Origin of the sequence: Saccharopolyspora aridisoli, assembly GCF_004348445.1 — a bacterium.
Lineage (GTDB): Bacteria > Actinomycetota > Actinomycetes > Mycobacteriales > Pseudonocardiaceae > Saccharopolyspora > Saccharopolyspora aridisoli.
In genome coordinates this window covers 52,391-79,031 of sequence record NZ_SMKV01000011.1, presented here as the reverse complement: position 1 = coordinate 79,031, position 26,641 = coordinate 52,391, and the positions used below count along the sequence as shown (strand labels likewise).

At 69.9% G+C, this 26,641-nt stretch carries 24 protein-coding genes; 18 read left to right on the top strand and 6 right to left on the bottom strand.

Translation table 11 applies throughout. The annotated features are described in order from the left end of the window. Positions 1-151 precede the first annotated feature (151 nt). Positions 152-1,033 (bottom strand): RecB family exonuclease, encoded by an 882-nt coding sequence (locus E1161_RS11295; RefSeq protein WP_132622405.1) that lies wholly within the window; start codon positions 1,031-1,033, stop codon positions 152-154. Positions 1,034-1,166: 133 nt separating this feature from the next. On the opposite strand from E1161_RS11295, the gene E1161_RS11290 reads away from it, so the two are divergent. Then, positions 1,167-2,306: a site-2 protease family protein gene (locus tag E1161_RS11290; protein WP_132622403.1), complete on the top strand. Its 1,140-nt coding sequence runs from the start codon at positions 1,167-1,169 to the stop codon at positions 2,304-2,306. Between the two features lie 74 nt (positions 2,307-2,380). Then, entirely contained in the window at positions 2,381-3,214 is an 834-nt protein-coding gene (locus E1161_RS11285; RefSeq protein ID WP_207920185.1) for a tRNA (adenine-N1)-methyltransferase, read from the top strand. Between the two features lie 62 nt (positions 3,215-3,276). Here E1161_RS11285 and E1161_RS27120 read toward each other — a convergent pair whose 3' ends face one another. Together E1161_RS27120 and E1161_RS11275 are read right to left on the bottom strand one after the other, a co-directional pair. Then, positions 3,277-3,996: a hypothetical protein gene (locus E1161_RS27120; protein WP_165939755.1), complete on the bottom strand. Its 720-nt coding sequence runs from the start codon at positions 3,994-3,996 to the stop codon at positions 3,277-3,279. Positions 3,997-4,042: 46 nt separating this feature from the next. Continuing rightward, complete coding sequence (locus E1161_RS11275) at positions 4,043-4,741, bottom strand: Rv0361 family membrane protein (protein ID WP_132622399.1); 699 nt, start codon at positions 4,739-4,741, stop codon at positions 4,043-4,045. Positions 4,742-5,262: 521 nt separating this feature from the next. On the opposite strand from E1161_RS11275, the gene arc reads away from it, so the two are divergent. Both arc and E1161_RS11265 read left to right on the top strand, forming a co-directional pair. Then, positions 5,263-7,053, top strand: a complete 1,791-nt coding sequence (arc, locus tag E1161_RS11270; protein ID WP_132622397.1) for a proteasome ATPase — start codon at positions 5,263-5,265, stop codon at positions 7,051-7,053. A 134-nt stretch (positions 7,054-7,187) separates the two neighbouring features. Continuing rightward, positions 7,188-8,138, top strand: a complete 951-nt coding sequence (locus E1161_RS11265) for an aldo/keto reductase (protein WP_132622395.1) — start codon at positions 7,188-7,190, stop codon at positions 8,136-8,138. A gap of 7 nt (positions 8,139-8,145) precedes the next feature. Here E1161_RS11265 and E1161_RS11260 read toward each other — a convergent pair whose 3' ends face one another. Further along, complete coding sequence (locus E1161_RS11260; RefSeq protein WP_132622393.1) at positions 8,146-8,658, bottom strand: NUDIX hydrolase; 513 nt, start codon at positions 8,656-8,658, stop codon at positions 8,146-8,148. 111 nt (positions 8,659-8,769) lie between these two features. Between E1161_RS11260 and dop the strand changes: the two genes are divergently transcribed. The 14 genes from dop to E1161_RS11190 all read left to right on the top strand — a co-directional run bounded on the left by dop (position 8,770) and on the right by E1161_RS11190 (position 23,826). Next, on the top strand, positions 8,770-10,269 hold the full coding sequence (dop, locus tag E1161_RS11255; RefSeq protein ID WP_132622391.1) for a depupylase/deamidase Dop: 1,500 nt from the start codon (positions 8,770-8,772) through the stop codon (positions 10,267-10,269). A gap of 157 nt (positions 10,270-10,426) precedes the next feature. Beyond that, on the top strand, positions 10,427-10,618 hold the full coding sequence (locus E1161_RS11250) for a ubiquitin-like protein Pup (RefSeq protein ID WP_132622389.1): 192 nt from the start codon (positions 10,427-10,429) through the stop codon (positions 10,616-10,618). Positions 10,619-10,771: 153 nt separating this feature from the next. After that, on the top strand, positions 10,772-11,617 hold the full coding sequence (prcB, locus tag E1161_RS11245) for a proteasome subunit beta (protein ID WP_132622387.1): 846 nt from the start codon (positions 10,772-10,774) through the stop codon (positions 11,615-11,617). A 58-nt stretch (positions 11,618-11,675) separates the two neighbouring features. Beyond that, the gene (prcA, locus tag E1161_RS11240) at positions 11,676-12,422 is read left to right on the top strand and encodes a proteasome subunit alpha (protein WP_132622385.1); all 747 of its coding nucleotides are present in this window, start codon (positions 11,676-11,678) and stop codon (positions 12,420-12,422) included. A 241-nt stretch (positions 12,423-12,663) separates the two neighbouring features. After that, complete coding sequence (gene pafA / locus E1161_RS11235) at positions 12,664-14,022, top strand: Pup--protein ligase (RefSeq protein WP_132622383.1); 1,359 nt, start codon at positions 12,664-12,666, stop codon at positions 14,020-14,022. A 466-nt stretch (positions 14,023-14,488) separates the two neighbouring features. Continuing rightward, on the top strand, positions 14,489-15,466 hold the full coding sequence (locus E1161_RS11230) for a helix-turn-helix transcriptional regulator (RefSeq protein WP_132622381.1): 978 nt from the start codon (positions 14,489-14,491) through the stop codon (positions 15,464-15,466). Continuing rightward, complete coding sequence (locus tag E1161_RS11225; protein WP_132622379.1) at positions 15,463-16,431, top strand: helix-turn-helix transcriptional regulator; 969 nt, start codon at positions 15,463-15,465, stop codon at positions 16,429-16,431. The genes E1161_RS11230 and E1161_RS11225 overlap by 4 nt, the downstream gene beginning before the upstream one ends. Positions 16,432-16,450: 19 nt before the next feature. After that, complete coding sequence (locus E1161_RS11220) at positions 16,451-16,651, top strand: bacteriophage holin (RefSeq protein WP_132622377.1); 201 nt, start codon at positions 16,451-16,453, stop codon at positions 16,649-16,651. 86 nt (positions 16,652-16,737) lie between these two features. Beyond that, on the top strand, positions 16,738-17,010 hold the full coding sequence (gene tatA / locus E1161_RS11215) for a Sec-independent protein translocase subunit TatA (protein ID WP_093417273.1): 273 nt from the start codon (positions 16,738-16,740) through the stop codon (positions 17,008-17,010). A gap of 104 nt (positions 17,011-17,114) precedes the next feature. Continuing rightward, the gene (tatC, locus tag E1161_RS11210) at positions 17,115-17,984 is read left to right on the top strand and encodes a twin-arginine translocase subunit TatC (protein ID WP_132622375.1); all 870 of its coding nucleotides are present in this window, start codon (positions 17,115-17,117) and stop codon (positions 17,982-17,984) included. Between the two features lie 59 nt (positions 17,985-18,043). Continuing rightward, positions 18,044-18,937 (top strand): diacylglycerol/lipid kinase family protein, encoded by an 894-nt coding sequence (locus E1161_RS11205; protein WP_132622373.1) that lies wholly within the window; start codon positions 18,044-18,046, stop codon positions 18,935-18,937. A gap of 222 nt (positions 18,938-19,159) precedes the next feature. Then, positions 19,160-21,970, top strand: coding sequence for a DEAD/DEAH box helicase (locus tag E1161_RS11200; RefSeq protein WP_132622371.1), 2,811 nt, complete (start codon positions 19,160-19,162; stop codon positions 21,968-21,970). 124 nt (positions 21,971-22,094) lie between these two features. Further along, entirely contained in the window at positions 22,095-22,598 is a 504-nt protein-coding gene (locus E1161_RS11195) for a DUF4333 domain-containing protein (protein ID WP_235874946.1), read from the top strand. 40 nt (positions 22,599-22,638) lie between these two features. Next, positions 22,639-23,826, top strand: coding sequence for a GNAT family N-acetyltransferase (locus E1161_RS11190; RefSeq protein WP_132622367.1), 1,188 nt, complete (start codon positions 22,639-22,641; stop codon positions 23,824-23,826). A gap of 101 nt (positions 23,827-23,927) precedes the next feature. Here E1161_RS11190 and E1161_RS11185 read toward each other — a convergent pair whose 3' ends face one another. Continuing rightward, the gene (locus E1161_RS11185; RefSeq protein ID WP_132622553.1) at positions 23,928-24,842 is read right to left on the bottom strand and encodes a 5'-3' exonuclease; all 915 of its coding nucleotides are present in this window, start codon (positions 24,840-24,842) and stop codon (positions 23,928-23,930) included. A 68-nt stretch (positions 24,843-24,910) separates the two neighbouring features. Then, positions 24,911-26,545, bottom strand: coding sequence for a phosphoenolpyruvate--protein phosphotransferase (locus tag E1161_RS11180; RefSeq protein ID WP_132622365.1), 1,635 nt, complete (start codon positions 26,543-26,545; stop codon positions 24,911-24,913). Positions 26,546-26,641: the final 96 nt, after the last annotated feature.

Genomic DNA, 26,641 nt, shown 5'->3' with positions numbered 1-26,641 from the left:
CTCCGGGAGCCGAGACGTGTGCATGCCGATGCATGGCGCTGCGGCTGCCTTCCCGAGGAGGCGTCTGAGAACCCGCGGCGGTGTGCGAGGGCACGGATGAGGCGCCTGCGACGCTTGCCTGACGGCGGCTTGCAGGGCTTCTCCGTTGCCGTCAGTCGGTGCGGTCGAGGAGCGATTCTTCGCTCGTCGCAGGGTCTTCCGGCCAGCCCGGGTAGGGCGGCGGGGTTCCGCCGAACGCCGGGCAGAGTGCTTTGTGGTCGCAGTAGTCGCAGAGCTTGCTCGGATTCGGCCGGAAGTCCCCGGTCTTGCCCGCGCGCAGGATCGCCTGCCAGATCGCTTCGAGAGTTCGCTCGAAGCGGCGCAATTCGTCCTCGTCGGGGGCGTAGGCGAGCTTCTGCTTGTTCGCCAGGTACATCAACAGCAGCTGGCGGGGGATCTCGCCGCGCAACCGCCACAGCACCAAGGCGTAGAACTTCATCTGGAACATCGCCTTGGCTTCGCCGATCTCGCGCGGCGCGTTGCCGGTCTTGTAGTCCACCAAGCGGATCTCACCAGTCGGCGCGACGTCCACCCGGTCGATGAAGCCGCGGAGCAGCACCCCGGAGGGGAGCTCGGTCTCCACCCGAAGCTCGCACGCCTCCGGCTGCAACCGCTGCGGGTCCTCCATCTCGAAGTAGGCGTCGAGCAGCCCGCTCGCGGACTTCAGCCACTTGGCCAGCTCCGGATCGTCCGGGCCCTCGAAGAGCTCGGCCAGCTCCGGCTGCTCGGCGAGGACCTCCTCCCACGCCGGCGCCAGCAAGTCCCCGGCCTTCTGCCTGTCGCGCTGCTCGGTGGGCAGGCCGTAGAGCCGCTCGAGCACCGAGTGCACCACCGTGCCGCGCACCTGCGCGCGCGTGGCCTTCTCCGGCAGCCGGTCCACCGCGCGGAAGCGGTAGAGCAGCGGGCACTGCTTGAAATCACCGGCCCGCGAAGGCGACAGCGCCGGACGCCTGCGGGTCGCCTGCTCGGGTTCCTGCTGCGCGGTCTCAGCCATGAGCACTGACCCTAACGAAGCCCCCTGACAGGAGATCGGCACGGGATGGGCGTGGTGGCGAAATCCGCAGGAACTCCGATCACGCCACCCGGGCGCAACAGCTCTCTCACTTCCGACCTACTACCCTTCGCACATGCCGCCGACCGCTTCCTCGCCCGTCCGGCCCAGGCTCAACGACGGGGGGCTGCTGTTGTGCCGGGTGGCCGGAGTTCCGGTGCTGCTGTCCGTCTCGTGGTGGCTCGGCGCCGCGCTCATAGTGCTGCTCTACACGCCGATGGTGGGTCGCATCCTCCCGGGCGCCGGGGTGTGGGAGAGCGCAGTGCTCGCGGCGGTGTTCACGGTGCTGCTGGCGGCTTCGGTGCTGCTGCACGAACTCGGCCACTGCATCGTCGCGCTGCGGATGGGACTGCCGGTGCGCCGCGTGCGGCTGTTCCTGCTCGGCGGCCTCTCCGAGATCTCCCGCACGCCGCCCAAGCCTGCGCAGGAAGGGCTGATCGCCGCTGCCGGCCCGGCGGTGTCGCTGCTGCTGGCAGGCGTTACCGGGATCGCCTGGTACGCCATGACGCCGGGCGGCGCGATCTGGCTGCTGGTCGCCCAGACCTGCGTGGCGAACCTGGCCGTCGGCGTGTTCAACCTGCTGCCTGGCCTGCCGCTGGACGGCGGACGGATGCTGCGCGCGCTGCTGTGGCGGATCACCGGTCGTCGCGTCGCGGGCACCACCGCCGGTGTCGTGGGTGCTGGAGCTGTCGCCGTCGCACTGCTGGTCTACGCGCTGATCGGGCTGTTCAACGGCGCGGACGACCAGTGGCTGCGGCTAGGCGTGTGCGTGCTCATGGCCTGGTTCGTCGTGGCCGGGGCCAGCGCCGAGCACCAGGCGGAGCAGCGTCGCCGGTGGCCCAGCGGCCTGGAGCTGTCGGACCTGGTGCGCCCCGTGCTGCAACTGCCCGCCGAGAGCCCGGTCGCCGACGCGCTGATGGCTGCGGCAGGACGCGGCGTCGTGCTGGTCCGCGCCGACGGCATCGCGGTCGGCCTGCTCGACCAGACCGCCGCCGAGCGGCTGGCCACCCACGCCCCCAACGAACCCGCCGAACGCGCCGCGGAGCCGGTCGAGGCGGACACGATCCTCCTCGACAGCGAATCCCCGGACGCCGTCCTGGAGCGGGTCCAGACGGTGCTCGCCTGGCAGTTCCTGGTCATCGACGAGGAGGGCAGGCCCAGCGGAGTCCTCTGCCGCGAGGACCTGCGCTCGGCGCTGCGCTCCCGCCGGGGGTAGAGGCCCGCCCATCTGCGACGATGGTTCGCCGTGCATCGAGCACGTCAGGCGAGCGTGGAGAAGGTAGGCAGCAGTTGAGCAGCACCGTCAGCGGTGAGTTCCAGCCCGGCGACAGGGTCCAGTTGACCGACCCCAAGGGGCGCAAGTACACGGTCGTGCTGGAAGCGGGAGGGGAGTACCACACCCACCGCGGCGCGCTCGCGCACGACGACCTGATCGGGCAGCCGGAGGGTTCGGTGGTGGTCTCCGCGGGCGGCACCTCGTTCCTGGCGCTGCGCCCGCTGCTGGCCGACTACGTGCTGTCCATGCCGCGCGGCGCCCAGGTCATCTACCCGAAGGACGCCGCACAGATCCTGATGTGGGGCGACATCAGGCCGGGCGCGAAGGTGCTGGAGGCCGGTGCCGGGTCCGGCGCGCTGAGCTGCTCACTGCTGCGCGCGGTCGGCCCGGAGGGCAGCGTCACCTCCTACGAGGTGCGCGAGGACCACCACGAGCACGCCGAGCGCAACGTCAAGCGCTTCTTCGGCGAGATCCCGGAGAACTGGGACCTGCGGCTCGGCGACCTGCTGGAGTACGACGGCGAGCCCGTCGACCGCATCGTGCTGGACATGCTGGCGCCCTGGGACGTGCTGGAGCTGGTCAAGGAGAAGCTCAACCCCGGCGGCGTGCTGATCGTCTACGTGGCCACCACCACCCAGCTCTCCCGCGTCACCGAGGCGATCCGCGAGCAGCAGAACTGGACCGAGCCGCAGGCGTGGGAGACGCTGCTGCGCCCCTGGCACGTCGTCGGGATGGCCGTCCGCCCCGAACACCGCATGGTCGCCCACACGGCGTTCCTTCTCACCAGCCGGCGCCTCGCCGACGGCGTCACCCCACCGCGCGTCCAACGCCGCCCCAGCAAGGGCTGACACGACGCAGGACGGCCCGCCCCGGATGAGTCCGGAGCGGGCCGTTCCAGCTGTTCAGCGCGTCAGCAGATCTTCCAGTCACCGCTTTCGACGACCATCTTGAAGTCCTGGTTCAGCGGGGTCGGCGGCATCTCGCTGAGGTCTCGGCCCATGACCTGGCCGGTCAAGCGCATCTCGCCGGAGATCTTCGCCCTCGCGGTGTTGTCGCCGTTGTCCTCGACCTCGCCGAGCCGCACCTGGAACGTCATCCCATCGATGAACTTCTTGACGTCGGCGTCGGTGAGCCCGAACTCCTTGAGCTGAGCGACGTCGCCGCCCTTGCCCTCCATCGTGTCGATGACCTCTTGCAAGCCCGCCCGCTCCTCCTTGCAGCTGACGCCCTGCAGACCGGCGAAGTCCTTGGCGTTCATCATGTCCACGGCCTGCTGCGCGACCGGGCGAGGATCGCCGGGCCCGCCGGTGAAGGCCAGGACGAGCGCGATGACCAGGCCGATGACGACCAGGCCGCCCACACCACCCAGGACCCAGGGCAACGGGCTCTTCTTCGGCGGCTGGCCGTAGCCGGGCTGGCCGTACGGGCTCGGGTACGGCGGCTGCTGGTAGCCCCCCTGAGGCTGTTGCGGGTACGGCTGGCCGCCGCTGGGCGGGTAGGCACCGCCGGGCTGCGGGTACTGCTGGCCGCCGCTCGGCGGGAACTGCCCGCCGGGCTGCTGCGGGTACTGGCCACCGGGCTGCTGCCCCCATCCGCCCTGGCCGGGCGGCTGCTGCGGTGGGTACGTCACTGGTGTTCCCCCTGCATCTCTTCTGTTGTTCCCCTCGATGCCCCGGCTACTGGCCGAGGTCGCAGACCTTCCACTCGCCGTCCTCGACGACCAGGCCCATGGTCTGGTCCACTGGCTGGGACGCCCCGTCGGCCTCGTAGGTCCCGGTCAGGTCCGCCGATGCCTTGTCACCGTTGCGGGTGACTTCGCCGAGCCGGACATCGAACTTCCACTGCTTGAGCTGGCCGATGGCGGTGTCGAGCTGGGTCTTGTTGGACTCGCAGAACAGCTCGCCGACGGTGCCGAAGTCACCCGCGTTGACCTTGGCCACGACTTCCTGGGCCACCGGACGCGGTTCGCCCGGACCGCTGCCGAGCCAGAAGTAGGCGCCGACACCCGCTCCGGCGAGCCCCAGCACGGCCGCGACGAGCCCCAGGACCATCGGCAGCTTCGACTTCTGCGGTGCAGGCGGTTCGACGTCGCCGAAGCCCCCGGGCTCCTTCAGCCACGAACCGGGGCCGTACTCGCTGCCCCACTGCGGGGGCATCGGCTGACCGGGTTGCGGCGGCTGCGCGGGCTGCGGCTGACCCGGGTGCATCTGACCAGGTTGTCCCTGCTCCGAGCCCTGCTGGCCCCAACCGGTGTGCTGGTTGCCGTACCAGTTGGGCTGCTGCTGCGGGGGACCGGAAGGCTGAGGGGGGAATTCGTTCCCCGTGGGTTGCTGCGCCCACCCGCCCTGTCCAGGCTGCTGCGGCGGATAGGTCATGGACTCCTCCCAGGAGTGTTCTTGCGGCATTCGACGCCGGTTCTGCGCTAGCGGCGGTAAGTAGACCAGAGCCCTAGGATCCGCGGGTGCGGAGTATCCGGATTACAACGTCCGCACCGCGACGACGGAGTCCGGAATGTCGGGACGCGTCAAGTTGTTCCAGATGATGGGAGAAGTGCGACGGTTCCGGCTGGAAATGCCACCCGGTTGCCGGAGTCGTTAACCCGGATGATCGCAGAGCGCACACGATCGCTGTGGCGCAACGGAAAAACCCGTGGTCGCGGGGATTCCGCAGGGGTGTCGGGGAGTTGTCCGGGAGTATCGAACGGACCATGATCGACAACCCACCGTATCCGCCCCGACCAGCCAGGATGCAACGCGCCGCGAACGACCATGTTTAGAGCGTGTGTATTCGGAGATTTCTGTGGCACGCTGGGCGATCCGGCGGACACTTCACGACGCCGCCGTCGTCGGTGATCGCCGGTACCGTGGTGGTACGAGCACGGGAGGAGGGTGCCGATATGCAGCACGACCGTCCCGGCAGCCGGCCTGAGGAGGGCGACGGCGAGCAGGGTGCGGGCTCCGTGGAGCTCCGCAGCCAGATCCGTCTTCTCGAAGACGAGGTCGCACTGCTTCGCCGCAGGCTCAACGAGTCCCCTCAACAGGCGCGCCTGCTGGAAAAGCGGCTGGCCGAGGCATCCGAGAGAGTGAGCCAGCTCACCGAACGGAACGCCAAACTCACCGAGACCCTGAAGGAAGCGCGGGGCCAGCTGATGGCGCTGCGCGAGGAGGTCGACCGTCTCGCCCAGCCCCCGAGCGGGTACGGCGTGTTCCTGCACGCCTACGAGGACAGCACGGTCGACGTATTCACCTCCGGTCGCAAGATGCGGGTGGCGGTGTCGCCGAACGTCGAGACCGGGGACCTGCGGTTGGGGCAGTCGGTGCGCCTCAACGAGGCCCTGACGGTGGTCGAGGCGGGTGCGTTCGAGCAGACCGGTGAGGTGTGCACCTTCCGGGAAGTCCTGTCCTACGCCGAGGGCGAGAGCCCGCGTGCGCTGGTCATGGGGCACACCGACGAGGAACGCGTCGTGTGGCTGACCGAACCCCTGGCCGACTCGGGGCTGAAGGCCGGCGATTCGCTGCTGGTCGACAGCAAGGCCGGCTACGCCTACGACGTGGTGCCCAAGGCCGAGGTCGAGGACCTCACCCTCGAGGAGGTGCCGGACGTCGGCTACCGCGACATCGGTGGCCTGGCCGGGCAGATCGAGCAGATCCGCGACGCCGTGGAGCTGCCGTTCCTGCACTCCGACCTCTACGTGCAGTACCAGCTGCGCCCGCCCAAGGGCGTCCTGCTCTACGGGCCGCCGGGCTGCGGGAAGACGCTCATCGCCAAGGCGGTGGCGAACTCCCTGGCCAAGAAGGTGGCCGCGGCACGTGGTGACGACGATGGTCAGGCGAAGTCCTACTTCCTGAACATCAAGGGCCCCGAGCTGCTCAACAAGTTCGTCGGCGAGACCGAACGGCACATCCGGATGATCTTCCAGCGCGCTCGGGAGAAGGCCTCCGAGGGCACGCCGGTGATCGTGTTCTTCGACGAGATGGACTCGATCTTCCGGACCCGCGGCAGCGGTGTGTCCTCCGACGTGGAGACCACGATCGTCCCGCAGCTGCTGAGCGAGATCGACGGTGTGGAAGGCCTGGAGAACGTCATCGTCATCGGTGCCTCCAACCGCGAGGACATGATCGACCCGGCGATCCTGCGTCCCGGCCGGCTCGACGTGAAGATCAAGATCGAGCGTCCGGACGCCGAATCGGCCAAGGACATCTTCTCCAAGTACCTCACCACCGAACTGCCGATCCACGAGGAGGACCTCAAGGAGTTCGGCGGTGACAACGCCGCGTGCCTGGACGCGATGATCCAGGCCACGGTCGAGCGGATGTACGCCGAAACCGACGAGAACCGGTTCCTGGAGGTCACCTACGCCAATGGTGACAAGGAAGTCCTGTACTTCAAGGACTTCAACTCCGGCGCGATGATCCAGAACATCGTGGACAGGGCCAAGAAGGCGGCGATCAAGTCGGTGCTGGAGACCAACCAGCCGGGCCTGCGGGTGCAGCACCTGCAGGACGCCATCATCGACGAGTTCGCCGAGAACGAGGACCTGCCCAACACCACGAACCCGGACGACTGGGCCCGCATCTCCGGCAAGAAGGGCGAGCGGATCGTCTACATCCGCACCCTGGTCAGCGGGAAGAACCAGGAATCCGGCCGAGCGATCGACACCGCCACCAACACGGGCCAGTACCTGTAGACCAGCTGCTGGACTCGTTCCGCGTGGTCGAACGGTCGTCGAGGCGACGGTGATTCGGGGCCGCCCATCCCTCCATCCGGGATGGCGGCCCCGAGCTCGTGCGCGCGGCTTCGCGGCGGGATACGTTGCTGGACATGATCCCCGCGCAGAACCCGGTGCAGCGGCTGGGACTCGGGCTGGCCGCACTGGGCAGGCCCGCTTACATCAACGTCGGCCGGGCCGACGTGCTGCCCCAGCAGCGCACGGCCGAGGCCATGGCGGAGCGCACCCGCTCCGTCCTGGACGCCGCCTACGCCCACGGCATCCGATGGGTCGACACCGCCCGCTCCTACGGCAGCGCCGAGCAGTTCCTGGCCGACTGGCTGGGGGAGCGGGGCCACGAAGACGTCACCGTCTCCAGCAAGTGGGGCTACGCCTACGTCGCCGAGTGGCGCATCGAGACCGAGGTCCACGAGATCAAGGAGCACTCGCTGGAGCGGCTGAGCACCCAGTGGGCGGAGACCCGCACGTTGCTGGGCGACCGCATCGACCTCTACCAGGTGCACTCGCTGACCGGTGACAGCCCGCTGTTCGAGGACCTGGAGCTGCAGCACGAGCTGGCGCGCATCCGCGACGCCGGAGTGCGGCTCGGCTTCTCCACCAGCGGTGCCGCGCAGCCCGAGACCATCGAACGAGCGTGGGAACTGGAGATCGGCGGGACGCAGCTGTTCAGCGCCGTGCAGTCCACCTGGAACACGGCCGAGCCCTCGGTCGGCCGCACCCTCAACGAGGTGCACACCGGCGGGTGGCGGGTGCTGCTCAAGGAGACCATGGCCAACGGCCGGCTGGCGCTGAAGCCGCCGGACGAGTTCGCCGCCATCGCCTCGCGCCACGCCGTCGGGCCGGACGCCATCGCCGTCGCCCACGCCCTGGCCCAGCCGTGGGCCGACGTGGTGCTGCTCGGGCCGGCCAGCGTCGAGCAGCTGGAGACCAACCTCGCGGCCCTGCGCGTGGAACTCGACGACCAGGACCTGGCCACCCTCAAGTCACTGGCCACCGACGCTGCGACCTACTGGGGCGAGCGCTCCCAGCTGCCGTGGCACTGAGGGGCGCTCAGGAGCGCGCGGCGCGCTCCTGCAGCCATCGCCGCGCGAACTGACGGCCGTCGGGCACGAAGGGCCACAGCGGGTCGTCGATGCGCTCGGGCAGCTCGGTGATGGGCATCCACCAGCCCTCGGCGACCTCCTCGGGCTGGTGCACCACGGGTCCGTCCCAGCGCGCCTGGAACACGAAACCGTGGTAGCGGACGGTGTTCTGCTCGAAGACCTCGTGGAACAGGAACTCCGGTTCGGTGCGAACGCCGAGCTCCTCGGCCAGCTCCCGGCGGGCGGCGTCGAACGGGTCCTCGCCGGCGACGACCACACCTCCGGCGGTGCAGTCGTGCAAGCCCGGGTAGACGTCCTTGGTGTCGGTGCGGCGGTGCAGGTAGATGCGCTGCTCATCGCCGGAGAGCAGCAGCACGGCCGTCGCCGCGTGCCACAACCCCCTTTCGCGCACCTCGCGCCTCGACGCCCGGCCCACGACACGCCCGGCCGCGTCGTACAGCGCGACCTGCTCCTCGCCCATGCCCACACCACGATCGTGCCACCCGGTTGGCGCAACGCCGGAATGCACGATCGGCGAACCTGTGGCTTCAAGCACTCTGCTCCGCCGCCGATACCCCGTACCCTGCGAGGTATGCGGCGGATCATGGGAACCGAGGTGGAGTACGGCATCGTCGTACCTGGCGATGCCAGCGCCAATCCGGTGCTGACCTCCACCCACATCGTGCTTGCGTACGCGGCGGCGGCCGAGATCCCGAGGGCCAGACGGGCTCGCTGGGACTACGAGGTGGAGTCGCCGCTGCGCGATGCGCGCGGGTTCGACCTGAGCTCGGCGGCGCAGCAGTCCAACGGTTCGGACGGCGACGACCTCGGCGCGGCCAACGTCATCCTCACCAACGGCGCGCGCCTCTACGTCGACCACGCGCACCCCGAGTACTCCGCGCCCGAGGTCACCAATCCGCGGGATGCGGTCATCTGGGACAAGGCAGGCGAACGCGTGATGGAGGAGGCCGCGTTGCGCGCGGCCAGCGTGCCCGGCACCGCCCCCATACAGCTCTACAAGAACAACGTCGACGGCAAGGGCGCCAGCTACGGCACCCACGAGAACTACCTGATGGCCCGCAGCACCCCGTTCACCTCGGTGATCGGCGGTCTGACGCCCTTCTTCGCCTCCCGGCAGGTGATGTGCGGGTCCGGCCGGGTCGGCATCGGCCAGTCGGGTGAGAAGCCCGGCTTCCAGCTCTCCCAGCGTTCCGACTACATCGAGGTCGAGGTCGGCCTGGAGACCACCCTCAAGCGCGGCATCATCAACACCCGCGACGAACCGCACGCCGACGCCGACAAGTACCGGCGGCTGCACGTCATCATCGGCGACGCCAACCTCGCCGAGACCTCGACCTACCTCAAGCTCGGTACCGCTGCGCTGGTGCTGGACATGATCGAGGGCGGGGTGCGTTTCGAGGATCTCAAGCTGGCCGACCCGGTGCAGGCGGTGCACCTGATCAGCCACGACCCCACCCTCAAGCAGTCCGTGGAGCTCGCCGACGGTCGCCGGTTCACCGGATTGGACCTCCAGCGCGCCTACCACGAGCGGGCCTCGGAGTTCCTCGACGCGCACGGCGCCGAGCGGGCCTCGCGCGATGTGCTCAACACCTGGGGTGAGGTGCTCGACATGCTCGGCACCGACCCCATGTCCTGCGCCGACAGGCTCGACTGGCCGGCCAAGCTGCAGCTGATGGAGAGCTACCGCAGCCGCGACGGCCTCGGCTGGGCCTCGCCCCGGCTGCACATGATCGACCTCCAATACTCCGACGTGCGGCTGGACAGAGGCCTCTACAACCGGCTGGTCACCCGGGGTTCGATGAAACGCCTGGTCAGCGAGGAAGAGGTGCAGGAAGCCGTCGCCGCTCCGCCGGAGGACACCCGCGCCTACTTCCGCGGTCGCTGCCTGGAGCGCTACCCGTCGGAGGTCGCCGCCGCGTCCTGGGACTCGGTCATCTTCGACCTCGGCCGGGAATCGCTGGTGCGCATCCCGACGTTGGAACCGCTGCGCGGCACGAAGGCCCACGTCGGAGCCCTGCTCGAAGCCAGCAGCAGCGCCGAGGAACTGGTCGACTCGCTGACGAAGGGGTGACCCGCTACGACCACGTTCCGCGCACGTCAGGTAGTCGGAAAGATCGTCAAAGACGCCCGGCTGGGCGTGGGCGAACGAGTGGTCGGATAGGTAGTGTTCAAGGCAGGACGCCCCTGATCCCGGGGGAGTTCTGGACTTCAAACCACCGGGAGGCGAGATGTCTCAGGAGAAGGCTCAGCGGCAGGGCGGCGGCGACGGCGAAGAAGAGAACGAACCGGAGGCCGCCGGTCAGGAACGTCGCGAAAAGCTCGGCGAGGACGTCGACGCCATCCTGGACGAGATCGACGACGTCCTGGAGGAGAACGCCGAGGACTTCGTGCGCGCCTACGTGCAGAAGGGCGGCCAGTAGGCGCCCGGCCGCCGGTGCGCCCAGGCGGTGATCCTGCGAGAACCGGTCACCGGGCCGGAGTAGCACCGGCCCGGTGCCGCTCGCTGCGCACTCGATCATGACTAAAGTGCATCCTGTCGCAGGAGTCCTGTGAGAACGGAGACGATGTCGCTGATGGACCAGAGCTCGGCCCAGTTCCCCGGGCAGGCGCTTCCCGCCGCCTACTTGACCCCCGGATCCTCGTCGTTCACCGACTTCCTCCAAGCCGCCGCACCAGAACTGCTGCCGGGCGGGCGCAAGTCACCCGAGGGCACGGTGCAGGCGCCGCACGGCACCACCATCGTCGCGGTGACCTTCCGCGGCGGCGTGCTGCTGGCGGGTGACCGCCGGGCGACGATGGGCAACGTCATCGCGCAGCGGGACATGGAGAAGCTCTTCGTCACCGACGCCTACTCGGCGGTGGGCATCGCCGGAACGGCCGGTGTGGCGCAGGAACTCGTGAAGCTCTACGCGGTCGAGCTGGAGCACTACGAGAAGCTCGAAGGCATCTCGCTGTCGCTGGACGGCAAGTCCAACAAGCTGGCCACGATGCTGCGCGGCAACCTGTCGGCGGCGATGCAGGGCCTGGCGGTCGTACCGCTGTTCGCCGGTTACGACACCGACGCCGACGACCCCGACCGCGCAGGCCGGATCGTGTCCTACGACGTCGTCGGCGGTCGCTACAACGAGGCCGGCGGCTACCACGCGGTCGGTTCCGGCTCGCAGTTCGCCAAGTCGGCGCTGAAGAAGCGCTTCGACCCGGACGCCGACCTGGACACCGCCGCGCGCGCCGCGGTGGAGGCGCTCTACGACGCGGCGGACGACGACAGCGCCACGGGTGGCCCGGACGTGTCCCGGCGGATCTACCCGTCGGTCATCACCATCACCGCGGCCGAGGGCGCGGTGCGGCTGACCGAGGAGCAGACTTCCGAGATCGCCACCGCCGTGGTCAACGGACGCCTGGAGAACCCGGGCGGCTGACCAGCGCCGTCCCACGATCCCGCCTGCCACAGCGAGCAGATTCAGGAGTGCAGAAGCCGTGACGATGCCGTTCTACACCTCCCCCGAGCAGTTGATGCGGGAGCGTTCCGAGCTCGCCCGCAAGGGCATCGCCCGGGGCCGCAGCGTGGTGGTGCTCAAGTACGCCGGTGGGGTGCTGTTCGTCGCCGAGAACCCGTCTCCGACCTTGCACAAGGTCTCCGAGATCTACGACCGCATCGGTTTCGCCGCGGTGGGCCGCTACAGCGAGTTCGAGGCGCTGCGGGTCGCCGGGGTGCGCATCGCCGACGTGCGCGGTTACTCCTACGACCGGCGTGACGTGACGGGGCGGTCGCTGGCCAACACCTACGCCCAGCACCTGGGCGCGATCTTCACCGAGCAGATCAAGCCGTTCGAGGTCGAGATCTGCGTGGCGGAGGTGGGCGCGACCGCCGAGTCCGACCAGCTGTACCGGCTCACCTACGACGGGTCCATCGTGGACGAACCGCAGTACGTGGTGATGGGCGGTCAAGCGGACACGATCACCAGCTCGTTGAAGGATTCCTTCAGCGAGGGAATGGAATTGGGCGACGCCATCCGCGTCGCCGTCAAGGGACTTTCGTCCAGTGGGGACTCCGCGCGGGAACTGGGCACCAAGGCCTTGGAGGTCGCGGTCCTCGACCGCGCCCGTCCCAACCGGACGTTCCGCCGCATCCAGGGCGCCGCGCTGACGGCCCTGCTGCCGACGTCGACTGAGGACTCCGTCGAGTCCTCCGACGGCGGCGAGGTGTCCCCGCCTGGCAAGTGACCCGGCCGAGGATCCATCGCTCCCGCACCCGCCTCGGGTGCGGGAGCGATGTCGTTCGCGGTGGGACGGGCCGCCCACATCCCGGGAAATCGTACGGATGTACGGCGATTTCGGCTGCTCCGTGCGGTGGCGTGCGCAACTGGGTGGGTGACGGCCTGCTACCAAAATCAGCAGAACTCTTTTCGACAGTTGCCCGAACGGCGGACCGCCGCGAGGGCGGTTTTGCGCCTAGTGTGGAGACATGCAGAGGCGGATCTTCGGCATCGAAACCGAGTTCGGGGTCACCTGCACGTTCCACGGGCAGCGCAGACTGTCCCCGGACGAGGTGGCCAGGTACCTGTTCCGGCGGGTCGTGTCGTGGGGGAGGTCGTCGAACGTCTTCCTGCGCAACGGTGCCCGCCTCTACCTCGACGTGGGGTCCCACCCCGAGTACGCCACGGCCGAGTGCGACGACCTGACCCAGCTGGTCACGCACGACAAAGCCGGTGAGCGCATCCTCGAAGACCTGCTCATCGATGCCGAACGCCGGCTCTCCGACGAGGGCATCGGCGGGGACATCTTCCTGTTCAAGAACAACACCGACTCAGCGGGCAACTCCTACGGCTGCCACGAGAACTACCTGGTCGGACGCTCCGGCGAGTTCTCCCGCATCGCCGACGTGCTGCTTCCGTTCCTGGTGACGCGCCAGCTCATCTGCGGCGCCGGGAAGGTGCTGCAGACCCCGCGCGGGGCCGTGTACTGCCTCTCCCAGCGGGCCGAGCACATCTGGGAGGGCGTCTCCAGCGCCACCACGCGGTCCCGGCCGATCATCAACACCCGCGACGAGCCGCACGCCGACGCCGAGCGCTACCGGCGGCTGCACGTCATCGTCGGCGATTCCAACATGTCCGAGGTGACCACCCTGCTCAAGGTCGGGGCGGCCAACCTGGTGCTGGAGATGGTCGAGCAGGGCGTGCAGTTCCGGGACTTCAGTCTGGACAACCCGATCAGGGCGATCCGGGAGATCAGCCACGACCTCACCGGGCGCCGCACGGTGCGGCTGGCGGGCGGCCGGGAAGCCTCGGCGCTGGACATCCAGCGCGAGTACCACAGCCGCGCCGTCGACCACGTCGCGCGGCGCGGCTCCGACCCGATGTCCGAGCGCATCCTGGAGCTGTGGGGCCGCACCCTCGACGCCGTCGAGCAGGAGGACTACTCGCTGGTCGATCGCGAGGTCGACTGGGCGATCAAGCTCCGCCTGCTCGAGCGCTACCGCAGCAAGCACGGTCTGGAGCTGTCCAGCCCGCGCATCGCGCAGCTCGACCTCGCCTACCACGACATCCGGCGCGGACGCGGGCTGTTCGACATGCTGCAGCGCAAGGACCTGGTGGACCGGGCGACCGAGGACGGCGAGATCGAGGCCGCCAAGGACACCCCGCCGCAGAGCACCCGGGCCAAGCTGCGCGGCGACTTCATCGCCGCTGCTCAGGCCGCCGGGAGGGACTTCACCGTCGACTGGGTGCACCTCAAGCTCAACGATCAGGCCCAGCGGACCGTGCTGTGCAAGGACCCGTTCAGGGCGGTCGATGAGCGGGTCGAGCGGCTGATCAACTCGCTGTAGGGCCGTTCGGTTCGGGACCTCCGCAGGGGCTGGACGGCTCTGTGGCCGAGCACCGCGTCGACCCGTGCTCGCCACGGCGCCGTTCCCGCCTCTCAGCTGCTTGGCCCATCGGGGGCGATCGTCTGTTCGTTGACGTCGACCGTCGCCGGTTGCGCCAGGGTGTGGAGGACACCCCTGACGATGTCCTCCGGGATCAGCTGGCGGGACGTCCGCTCGGTCCGCGGTCATGCCCGTTTCGAGCATGCCCGGTTGCACGGTGGTGACCCTGACTCCCGTGCCCACGCGCACTCCGCTCGTTGTTCTGCGCCATGCCGGTGACCGCCCACTTGGTTGCGCTGTAGAGGCTGCCCGGGCGGGTCCCGCACCGGCGTGGCGATCAAAACCGGTTGTCGATCGAATGGGTGTTCTGCGAAGACACGCCGATACCCGAACTCATGATCGAATGCTTCGGCGCTAGAGTTTCGGAGTGGCCACTGTGCGTGCTGAACGCTTGGTGAACTTGGTGCTCTGCCTGCTGTCGACCCGTCAGTACCTCACCGCAGAGCGGATCCGTCATATCGTCGCGGGGTACGCCGACGCGCCCTCCGACGAGGCGTTCTTCCGGACCTTCGAGCGGGACAAGGCCGAGCTGCGAGACCTGGGGATACCGCTGGAGACCGGTCGCAACTCGGCGTTCGACAGCGCCGACGGGTACCGCATCGCACGGCGCGACTACGAGCTCGGCGACATCGACCTCGAACCCGACGAAGCCGCCGCCGTCGCGCTGGCCGTCCGGCTGTGGGACTCCCCGGAGTTCACCTCCGCCGCCCAGGGCGCGCTGCTCAAGCTCCGCGCCGCTGGCGTCGACGTGGACGAACGCGCCTCGGCCGCGGTCGAACCGAAGGTGCGCACCAGCGAACCCGCCTTCGGCGCGCTGCACTCGGCCGTGCAGTCCGGGCGCGTCGTGGAGTTCGACTACCGACGCCCCAGCAGCACCGAGGTCCGGCACCGCACCGTCGAGCCTTGGGGAGTGGTGTCCTGGCGCGGACGCTGGTACGTCGTCGGCTACGACCGCGATCGGCAGGCGCCGCGCTGCTTCCGGCTCTCCCGCATCCGGGGACAGGTGAGCGCGGTCGGCAAGAGCGGAGTCGTGCAGCGGCCGCAGGAGGTCGACCTGCTGCGGATGGTCGCAGGCGAGCAGCGGGAGCCACCGCCGCCGACGCCGTCCCGCGTGTGGGTCGCCGACGGTCGTGCGCACGGCGTGCGGCGCATGGGCAAGGCGGTCGAGCGCAGGGAGCTCGACGGCGACCCCGGCGAGGTGCTGGAGCTGGACGTGAAGTACCCGGAGTCCGCGGCGAGCTGGCTCGCCGGGTACGGGCCCGACGTCGCCGTCCTGCAACCCGACACCCTGCGCAAGGCGGTCAACGAGATCCACCTGGACGCGGCGGGGGAGGGACGGCGATGACCAGCGCGACGCAACGCCTGCCCAGGCTGCTGGCCCTGGTCCCCTACCTGCTCAGCCGCCCCGGCATCCCCATCGCCGACGCCGCCACCGACTTCGGCGTCACCCCGCAGCAGCTGCGCAAGGACCTGGAGCTGCTGTGGATGTGCGGGCTGCCCGGATATGGGCCCGGTGACCTGATCGACCTGTCCTTCGACAGCGACTCGATCACCGTCACCTACGACGCGGGCATGCGGCGACCGCTGCGGCTGACCGCCTCCGAGGCGACGTCGCTACTGGTGGCCCTGCGGGCGCTCGCCGACACTCCGGGGGTTCCCGACTCCGACGCGGTGCAGCGCACGCTGGCGAAGGTGGAGAACGCGGTCGGCCAGGCCCGCCCGTCCGGGGTGGTGATCGGTCTCGGCGCGGAGGAGTCGGTCGACTCGGAGGTGCGCCGAACAGCCCAGTCCGCCGTCACCGGTGGCAAAGCGTTGCGGATCCGTTACTACACGGCATCGCGCGACGAGATCAGCGAGCGGACGGTCGACCCGATGCGGTTGCTGCTGGTCGACGGCCGCAGCTACCTGGAGGCCTGGTGCCGCAGCGCGCACGGCGTCAGGATGTTCCGGCTGGACCGCATCGATGCGGCCCAGCTGCTCGACGAGCCCGCCGAGCCGCCGTCCGAAGCCGAGCCGACGGACGTTTCCGCAGGTCTGTTCCAACCCGCGCCCGACCAGCGGGTCGCCGAGGTCGAACTGGAACCGGACGCCCGGTGGGTCGCCGAGTACTACCAGGTCGACGAGGTCGAAGAGCTCCCGGGCGGCCGGGCCCGGGTGCGGATGCGCTACGCCGACAGCGCGTGGATGACCAGGCTGTTGCTCGGCCTCGGCGGCCAGGTCGCGGTGCTCAGTCCCGGGGAGCTGCGGGATGACGTGCGTCAACGAGCCCATGCCGCGTTGAGGCGGACCCGTCACCTTCCGTCCACCTGAGCCCGATACGGTGAACAGCGTGCCGTTCGTGTGGACTCTCGTGCTGCTGGCCGTAGGCTGCGTCCTGCTGGTGTTCCTGCTGGTCAGGACATTGATGGAGGTGCGTCGCTTCCGGCGCGTGCAGCGGGGGGCGACCCACGATCTCGCTGACCGCAGCGGAATGGTCAAAGCGCGGGTAGCGGGTCTCAAGGTGGTGCTCTCGCAGCGCCGTCGCGGTTGACGAGAAGCAGAAGCGGCCCTACTTGCCGACCCCTGCCCCGCGTACCATTAGCGCCTAGCAGGGACATCACGAAAGGTTGTGTACGGATGGGTTTGCCAGGTGGCTGGGAGCTGGTCCTCATCGTCTTGGTTCTGGTGCTGCTCTTCGGCGCCACCAAGCTCCCGCAGATGGCCCGTTCTCTGGGGCAGTCCGCTCGGGTGTTCAAGGCTGAGGCGCGCGGCATGAAGGCCGACGAAGAGGCCGCGAAGAAGGCTCAGTCGGAGAAGGAGCAGAAGCCGGAGCTGACGGCCGGTGAGCCGAGCACTCCGCCGGCGACCTCGCCGGTCGAGGACAAGCAGCAGAACGAACAGAAGAACTGACTGAGGACGGGGCTAGCGAAGTGGGTGACAGTCCACTGCGTCGCCTGAACCCGTTCCGCAATGATCGCCGTCGGTGGGGACGCAGGCACAACCCCGACGGCACCATGACGATCATCGATCACCTCTTCGAGCTGCGTTACCGGCTCGGGGTGGCGATGACGGCAGTGGTCATCGGAGCCATCCTCGGGTTCATCTGGTTTTCCACCGCGCCGTTCGGCTGGCCGACGCTCGGTGACATCTTGCTCGGGCCGTACTGCGCACTTCCCGTGGAGCAGCGGCTGAGCCCGAACGGGACCTGCCAGCTGTTGCAGACGGAGCCGTTCGAGATCTTCATGCTGCGCATGAAGGTGGGTCTGTCGGTCGGCGCGATCCTGTTCAGCCCGGTGTGGCTGTACCAGCTGTGGGCGTTCATCACGCCTGGTCTCTACAGCCAGGAGCGCAAGTTCGCCCGGACCTTCGTCTTCTTCGCGACGATCTTGTTCGTCGCGGGTGCGGTCCTGGCGTACTTCGTCGTTCCCGAGGCGCTGAGATTCATGGCGGGCTTCGGTGGCGAGGCGTTCTTCACCGCGCTCACCGGTGGCAAGTACATCAACTTCATGCTGCTGCTGCTGGTGATCTTCGGTGTGAGCTTCGAGCTCCCGCTGATCCTGGTGATGCTCAACCGCGCGGGTGTCGTCACCTACGAGAAGCTGCGCAGGTGGTGGCGGGGGCTGGTGTTCGCGCTGTTCGTGTTCGCCGCGATCGCCACGCCCGGGCAGGACCCGTTCTCGATGCTGGCGCTGTCGGCGGCGCTGTCGCTGCTGTTCTTGTTCGCTGCGCTGATCTGCCGTTCGCACGACCGGCGCAAGGCCAAGAAGATGGAGGCCGAGGGCCTGACCGGGGTCGGCCTCGACGAGGCGTCCGAGGTCGATCCGTTCGCGTCCAAGCTGGACACGACACCGTCGGCACCGCAGAAGCACGACGACATCACCTGACGGTCACAACCCCTCGAACCCTGGCCAACGGGGGCGCGGGTGGGATTAGATGCATCCTCATGCGTTGCGTCCTGGTGATCAACCCCGCGGCCGGTGGTGGTCTTCCCGCGAAGGTGGTCGGTGAACTCACCGACCACCTTCGCGCTGCGTGCGAGGTGCGGACCGTCATCGCCACCAACACGTCGGGAACCGCATCCGCCGTGCGGCGCGCGGTGGAGGACAAGGCCGATGTGCTGGCCGTGGTCGGCGGTGACGGCATCGCGCACCTGGCCGTGCAGGCGTGCGCGGAGTCGTCGACCTCGCTGGCGATCATCCCGGCGGGCACCGGCAACGACCTAGCCCGGAGCCTGGGCATCCCGCGCGAGCCGGTGGCGGCCGCGCGGGCTGCGGCCGAGGCCATCTCCGCTGGTGCGCGGCGGCGCATCGACCTCGGCAAGATCGCGGGCACCGGCTGGTTCGCGACCGTGCTGTGCGCTGGTTTCGACGCGAAGGTCAACGCCAGGGCGAACCGGATGCGCTGGCCGCGCGGGCAACGCCGCTACGACCTCGCGCTGGTGCGGGAGCTGCTGGGGCTGCGGGCCCGGCCGGTGCGGTTGGAGACGGAGCGCGGAGTGCTCGACGTCGAGGCCACGTTAATCGCGGTGGGCAACACCGGCTGGTACGGCGGCGGCATCCCGATCTGCCCCGACGCGCTGGACGACGACGGCCTGTTCGACGTGACCGTTGTCGGGCGGGTGCCGCGCCGGGAGCTCGTGCGAATCCTGCCGAGGCTGCGCACAGGACGCCACGTCGACCACCCGGCGGTGACGACGCTGCGCGCCAAGTCGCTCCGCCTGGGCGGTGACAACGGCTGGCTCGGGTACGCCGACGGCGAACCCCAGGCCCGGTTGCCCCTGACGATCCGCTGCACGCCAGGTGCGCTCAGCGTGGTGTGTGCCGCAAAGCACGTGTGAACACCTGCTCTTGCCGGGCGGTGCCGGTGGGAGGCCGCTTGGCCTCGGCGCCACGCCTCGAGCACGTCGGTCGCGGCCTCGCGGCGCATCGGCCAGGTGGGGTGCGCACCGGAAGTCCCGCGGGTGCGAGCGGCGAGGGTGGCCCGGCGCCTCGCGGCTCGTTCGAGCCCCCGAAGTGAGCGTTGTGAGACACCGGTCGGGGTGATGTGAAAACCTTGGTGCGTGGCTGCCAGCCGTTCCAACCCGACCAAGCTCTCGCCGGCCGAGGGGTACGCGGCGCATTCCCGCCGCAGTGCCCATCCGAGACTGGCCGATTTCGTCGCGGAGCTGTCCTTCGAACTAGACCCCTTCCAGCTCACCGGATGTCAGGCGCTGGAGGCCGGGAGGAGCGTGCTGGTGTGCGCGCCGACCGGTGCGGGCAAGACCGTGGTGGGCGAGTTCGCCGTGCACCTGGCGCTGTCGGAGGGGCGCCGCTGCTTCTACACCACGCCGATCAAGGCGTTGTCCAACCAGAAGTTCGCCGACCTGTGCGAGCGGTACGGCAACGACGCGGTGGGGCTGCTGACCGGAGACACCTCGATCAACGGTGACGCGCAGGTGGTCGTGATGACCACCGAGGTGCTGCGCAACATGCTCTACGCCGGTTCGCGCGGGCTGGACCAGCTCGGCTACGTGGTGATGGACGAGGTCCACTACCTGGCCGACCGGTTCCGGGGTGCGGTGTGGGAGGAAGTGATCCTGCACCTGCCGGACTACGTGCAGCTCGCGAGCCTGTCGGCAACGGTCAGCAACGCAGAGGAGTTCGGCGAGTGGCTGCAGGAGGTGCGCGGTGAGACCACGGTCGTGGTGGACGAGCACCGACCGGTGCCGCTGTGGCAGCACATGCAAGTCGGGCCCCGGATGTTCGACCTGTTCGGCGGTGAGACCGATGACCACGAGTTGACGATGAACGCGCAGCTGCTGCGGCACACCCAGCAGCTGGCGCGCACCCACATGCCCTACGGGGGCCGTCGCGGTGGCCCGCCGAACAAGCGGAAGGGGCCGCGTCCGCCCCGGTTCTCACCCCCGTCCCGGCTGGAGATGCTGACCAGCCTCGACGCCGCGGGCCTGCTGCCGGCGATCGTGTTCATCTTCAGCCGCAACGGCTGCGATCAGGCGGTGGCGCAGTGCGTGCGGGCCGGGCTGCGCCTGACGTCCGAGTCCGAGGTCGAGGAGATCCGCGAGGTCATCGACGAGCGGACCGCGAACTTGCCCGACGCCGACCTGGGCGTGCTGGGCTTCTGGGAGTGGCGGGAGGCGTTGGAGCGGGGCGTGGCCGCGCACCACGCCGGGCTGCTGCCGGCGTTCAAGGAGACAGTCGAGGAGCTGTTCGTGCGCGGCCTGGTCAAGGCCGTGTTCGCGACCGAGACGCTGGCTCTGGGCATCAACATGCCTGCTCGCACGGTCGTGCTGGAACGCCTCGTGAAGTTCAACGGCGAGTCGCACGTGGACCTCAGCCCGGGGGAGTACACGCAGCTCACCGGCCGTGCCGGGCGGCGCGGCATCGACATCGAGGGCCACGCGGTGGTGGTCTGGCAGCCCGGCGTGGACCCCAAGCAGGTCGCTGGGCTGGCCTCGACGCGCACGTATCCGCTGCGCTCGTCGTTCCGCCCCGGCTACAACATGGCGGTCAACCTGGTGCAGCGAGTCGGCCAGGACTCGGCGCGAGACCTGCTGGAGCAGTCGTTCGCGCAGTTCCAGGCCGACCGGTCGGTGGTGGGCCTCTCGCGTCGGGTCGATCGCAACGCCGAGGCCCTGACGGGCTACACCGAGGCGATGGAGTGCCACCTGGGCGATTTCGCCGAGTACTTCGACCTGCGGCGCCGGATCTCGGAGCGGGAGAAGGCGCTGGCCAGGCAGAACCGGCAGTCGCGGCGCGCCGAGGCGGCCAAGTCGCTGGAGAGGTTGCGCAAGGGCGATGTGATCTCGGTGCCTGCCGGGCGCCGGTCCGGGCTGGCGGTGGTGATCGACCCCGGGCTGGAGCCGATGGGCGAGCCGCGTCCGCTGGTGGTGACCGAGGACCGCTGGTCGGGCCGGCTGTCGGTCGCCGACTTCACCTCGCCGGTCGAGGCGCTGGGCAAGATCAAGCTGCCCAAGCACGTCGACACCCGATCGCCGAAGTCCCGTCGAGATCTGGCGTCGTCGCTGCGCAGCACGGGGTTGAGCTCCTCGGGCGGTCGCGGGCGGAAGCGTTCGGACGCCAGCGACGACGCGGAGCTGGCGAGCTTGCGGCGGGCGTTGAAGGCGCACCCGTGCCACGGCTGCGACGAACGGGAGGCGCACGCCCGCTGGGCCGAGCGCTACGAGCGGTTGCGCGGCGAGAACGAGAACCTGCGCCGCAAGGTCAACAGCACCACGCACTCGCTGGCCCGCTCGTTCGACCGGATCGTGGCGCTGCTGACCGAGCGCGACTACCTGCCCGCCCCGGACGGCAAGCCCGGTGACGACGCCGACGAGGTGGAGACGCAGGCGGGGCAGGTCACCGAGCACGGCCGGCGGCTGTCCAGGCTCTACAGCGAGTCCGATCTGCTGGCCGCGGAGTGCCTGCGGGTGGGGACCTGGAACGGGCTCGGCCCGGCCGAGCTGGCGGCAGTGGTGTCCTCGCTGGTCTACGAGTCGCGGCGGGAAGGGCCTGCGCCGCAGGTCCCGGCCGGGCCGATCACCGACGCGCTGACCTCGACCTGGCAGTTGTGGGCGGAGCTGGAGGACGACGAGCGCCGTCACAAGCTCGACCGCACCCGCGAGCCCGATGCGGGGTTCGCCTGGCCGGTGTTCCGGTGGGCGCGCGGCGAGTCGCTGGAGAAGGTGCTCACCGCCGCCGAGTCCGCCGGTAACGAGCTCTCGGCAGGCGACTTCGTGCGCTGGTGCCGCCAGGTGATCGACCTGCTGGACCAGGTCCGCGACGTGATGGGCACCAAGGACCCGGTCGGCTCGGCGGCGGCGAAGGCCGTGACCGCGATCCGCCGGGGTGTGGTGGCCGCCGGGGGTGTGTGACCCGGCTGTGGTTGGATCACTGGCAGTCGGCCGCGCCAGCTGAAGTCATCCGGAGGTGTAGATGTCGTCCCCCTACGGCCCGCCAGGGGGTTACCCCCAGTGGGGGCAACCGCAGGGGCCTGGGATGCAGCCGGGCCATCCGCAGCCGGGTGGCTACGCGGGTCAGCAGTACCCCGCGCAACCGGTGCAGCAGCAGCCGATCCAGCAGCCCCAGTACGCGCAGCCCTACGGCTACGGGTACGGCCAGCCGCAGCCGTACTACCCGTCGCCGAGCGGTTTCGGCTTCCCGCAGGTGCCGCAGAAGCAGAAGCGGCCGATGCTGCCGTGGATCCTCGGCGGCTCGGGCGTGCTCGTGGTGGTCGCCGTGGTGCTGGTGCTGGGTTTCGTCGCTCCCGGGTTCTTCGTGCGCTCGGTGTTCGACGCGGCCAGCGTGGAGAAGGGCGTCACGCAGACGCTCAAGGGCTCCTACAACATCGCCGGCGTCGGTGCGGTGACCTGCCCGGACGGTGAGCCGGTGGAGGTCCGGCACCGCTTCGACTGCCAGGTTCAGATCAACGGCGCCGACAAGGTCGTCACGGTCGCGGTCAAGAACGACCAAGGCGTCTACGAGGTCGGGCACCCGAAGTAATCGGTGGACTGCGCGGTCGGGGTCGGAGACGATTGCTGGCGTGGGTGAGACCGAAGTCCGGGTGCTGTCCGAGTCCGAGTACCGCGACGCCAACGATCTGTTCCGGCGGGCGGTGCTGTTCCCGCTGGCCGATGACGAGCAGTGGGCGGCGAGCTCGCAGTGCATGGAACCGGGTCGGGTGCTCGGCGCGTTCCTCGACGGTGAGCTGGCGGGCACGGCTTGGTCGATGACCAGTTCGCTGGCGGTTCCCGGTGGTGCCGAGCTGCCTGCGGCGGCGGTGACCGGGGTGGCGGTGCGTGCGGATTCGACCCGGCGTGGCCTGCTGACCGGGATGATCCGGTTCCAGCTCGACGACGCCGCCCGGCGCGGTGAGGTCGTGGCGATGCTGCACGCCAGCGAGGGCGGGATCTACGAGCGCTTCGGCTACGGCGTCGCCAGCAGGGTCCGGAACGTGGAGATCGACCGCACCCGGGCGCGATTGCGCCGCTCGGTCCCGCGTGGCGGTCAGGTCCGGTTGGTCTCGCTGGAGCAGGCGTTGCGGCTGATGCCGGCCCTCTACCGGACGTGCGGGCGAGATCGCGCGGGTCGCATTCACCGCCCCGACGGCTGGTGGCAGGGGCGGAGCGCCCTGATGAACAAGAGCCAGGCGGTTGCGGTGCACGCCGACGATTCCGGGGCGGACGACGGATTCGTCGTGTACCAGCCGCGAGGCGAATCCTCCACTGTGGATGTGTGGGATCTGGTGGCGGCCAACGACGTCGCGGCGATCGAGTTGTGGCGCTTCCTGCTCGACATCGACCTCGTGACGACCGTCGCGGGCTTCGAACGCCCGGTGGACGAGCCGGTCGAGTGGTGGCTGACCGACCGTCGCGCCTGCCGCACCACGGGGGTGAGCGACGACCTGTGGGTCCGCCTCGTCGACGTCCTCGCCGCCCTGCGGGCCCGCACCTACGGTCGCGGGGAACCGGTGGTCCTGGAGGTCGTCGACGAGTTCCGGCCCGCCAACACCGGCTGCTACCGCATCAGCCCGGACGGGGCCACGACCTGCGACGACGCTCCGCAGCTGACGCTGGACGCCGCGGCCCTGGCGGCGCTCTACCTGGGCGATCAGACGGCCTCTGCCCTCGCCACGGCCGGACTCGTCCAGGTCCACGATCCGCAGGCGTTGACCAACGCCGACCTGCTGTTCCCGCTGCAGCGGCCACCGTGGTGCGGCACCGGCTTCTAGTCGGGCGTGGACCTTCGAGCGGAGTGGGGCGCAACCTGTTCCGACCCGACGCGGTGGGCCGGCGAGGCCACCCCTCGCTAGGTCTCCGCTCGGGGCGGTGCCTAGCGTTCGAGGGCTGCGATGAGGCGGTCGATGCTGGCTCCGAGGCCCCAGGTGGACTGGAGCGCGCGCAGCCGGTCGCGGTCCGGGGCGGCGGGCATGGCGTCGGACTCGCGGTCCATGACGACCGGCGCGTTCCTGACCACGTTGACCACGGCCGGGGCCGCCGCCAGGTACTCGGCGGACTCGGTGAGCTTCGCGCGGATTCGCGAGGTCAGGCGGGCGTCGCCGTCGGCAGCCGCCCGCAGCAGGTCGTCGAGGGACCCGAACTGGGTGATCAGCTTCGCCGCGGTCTTCTCACCGATGCCCGTCACGCCGGGAAGCCCGTCGGAGGGGTCTCCGCGCAGCACCGCCATCTCCGCGTAGTCCGCTCCCGCCCGCTCCTCGGACAGCGCGTACTTCTCGGCGAGTTCGCCGGGGCCGAAGTCCTGGGCCTTGGCCAGGCCCGCTCCGATGTAGATCACCCGCACCTGCGGTTCGGCGCGGACGAGCTGGAACAGGTCCCGGTCGCCGGTGACGACTTCCACCGGGTCGGTGCGCTCGCGGTCGGCCAGCGCGCCGATGACGTCGTCGGCCTCGAAGCCCTCCGCCTCGGCGGTGGTGATGCCCGCCGCGTCGAGGACCTCCAGGATCACCGGGATCTGCGGGGAGAGCGTGTCGGGCACCTCCTCCGCGTCCGGGTCCTCCACGGCCACCCGGTGCGTCTTGTACGACGGCAGCGCGTCGACCCGGAACTGCGGGCGCCAGTCGTTGTCCAAGCACGCCACCAGCCGTGACGGCCGGCGATCGGTGATCAGCTTCGCCAGCATGTCGCAGAAGCCGCGCACCGAGTTCACCGGCGTGCCACCAGGGGCGGTCAACGAGTCGGGCAGCGCGTAGAACGAGCGAAACCACAACCCGGCCGAATCAACGAGCATGAGAGGTCCGGTCACGCGCCCAGCTTGTCATGTCCGGCCCGCGCCACGCGCCCGACCTGCCGATCCGCTCAGCCGTCCACAGCGGCCCGGGCTCGTTCGCGCGCCTGCACGCGGTCAGGCGCGGACACCGCCCGCTCGGCGGCCGCACGCCACTCCGGCAGCGAGCGCCCGGCCAGCGCTTCACCCACCGCGGGCAGTGCCGCCGAGGTCATCGACAGGCTGCTGACCCCCAGGCCGACCAGGACACCGGCAAGCAGCGGGTCGGCCGCCGCCTCGCCGCACACGCCCACCGGCTTGCCCTGCGACGCGGAGGCGCTTCCCAGCAAGGCGATCAGCCGGAGCAGTGCCGGCTGCCACGGGTCGTTGAGGGCCGCCAGCGCGCCGGTCATGCGGTCGGCGGCGCAAGTGTACTGGGCGAGGTCGTTGGTGCCGATGCTGGCGAAGTCCACCTCGGCCAGCAGTTCCTCGGCGCACAGCGCGGCGGCGGGGGTCTCCACCATCACCCCGACGCGACCGGCACCGGCAGCGCGGGCGCGCTCGGCGAACCACGCCGCCTCGGTCGGGGTCGCCACCATGGGCGCCATCACCGACACCTCGGCGCCGGTGTCCTCGGTGGCGGCGGCGATCGCGGCGAGCTGCCGGTCCAGCACGTCCGGGCGGTCGAAGGCGACGCGGACACCCCGCACGCCCAGGGCGGGATTGGGTTCAGCGGCGATGTCCAGGAAGGGCAGCGGTTTGTCGGCTCCCGCGTCGAGAGTGCGCACCACGACGGGTTTCCCGGCGAAGGGGCGCAGCACCTCGGCGTAGCACTCGCGCTGGGCGTCGGCGGACGGTTCGCTCGTGGCGTCCAGGAAGCAGAACTCCGTGCGGAACAGCCCCGATCCCTCCGCGCCCGCATCGATGGCGTTCGTGGCATCGGCCGCGGAACCGACGTTGGCCAGCAGCTTCACCGGATGACCGTCGGCGGTCTTGCCGGATCCGCACCAACGGGTTCCGGATCGGGTGGCCGCCTCGGCGGTGACGGGTTCGGCGACGAGCTCGACCGTGCCCGCCGCTCCGTCCACGCGCGCGCCGGCGGCTCCCGACGCCAGCGCCCCGCGCGCGGCGACCACGGCCGGGATCCCCAGCGCCCTGGCCAGGATCGCGGTGTGGCTGGTCGGGCCGCCCTCCTCGGTGACCAGGGCCAGCACCATCGTGGGGTCGAGATCGGCGGTGTCGGCCGGAGCCAGGTCGCGCGCGACCAGCACGCTCGGCGCGGCGGGTTCGGGCACTCCCGGCGCGGCGGTCCCGGACAGCTCGGCAACGATCCGGTCCCGCACGTCCTGCACGTCCCGGACGCGTTCTGCCAGGTAACCTCCCGCCGCTGCCAACGCGTCCGAGAACTGCTCCGCGGCCTCGAAAACCGCGCGCGTGGCGGGCAGCCGTCGACTGGTGACCGCCTGCTCGGCGGCCGAGAGCAGACCTGGGTCGGTGGCCATCGCGGCCGTCACCTCCAGGACGGACCGGGCCTCGCCGTCGGTGTCCGCCGCCCGCTTCTGCAGGTGGCGGGCTACCGCCTGCGCGGCGGGTCGGATCCGCTCGGCCTCGGCCGTCGGGTCGGAAGGCTCGGGCCCGCGCTCGGGCTCGGGCAACCGGTCATGAACCAACAAGACCGGGCCGGCCGCTCGGCCAGGGCTGACACCGACTCCCCGCAGCGTGGACATGCACCACTCCCTACCGTGCCGAGGATTTTCCTCGTGTTCTCGAAGCCTTGACAATATGACAACAAGAGGCACAATCAGGCAACACCAAACAACAAT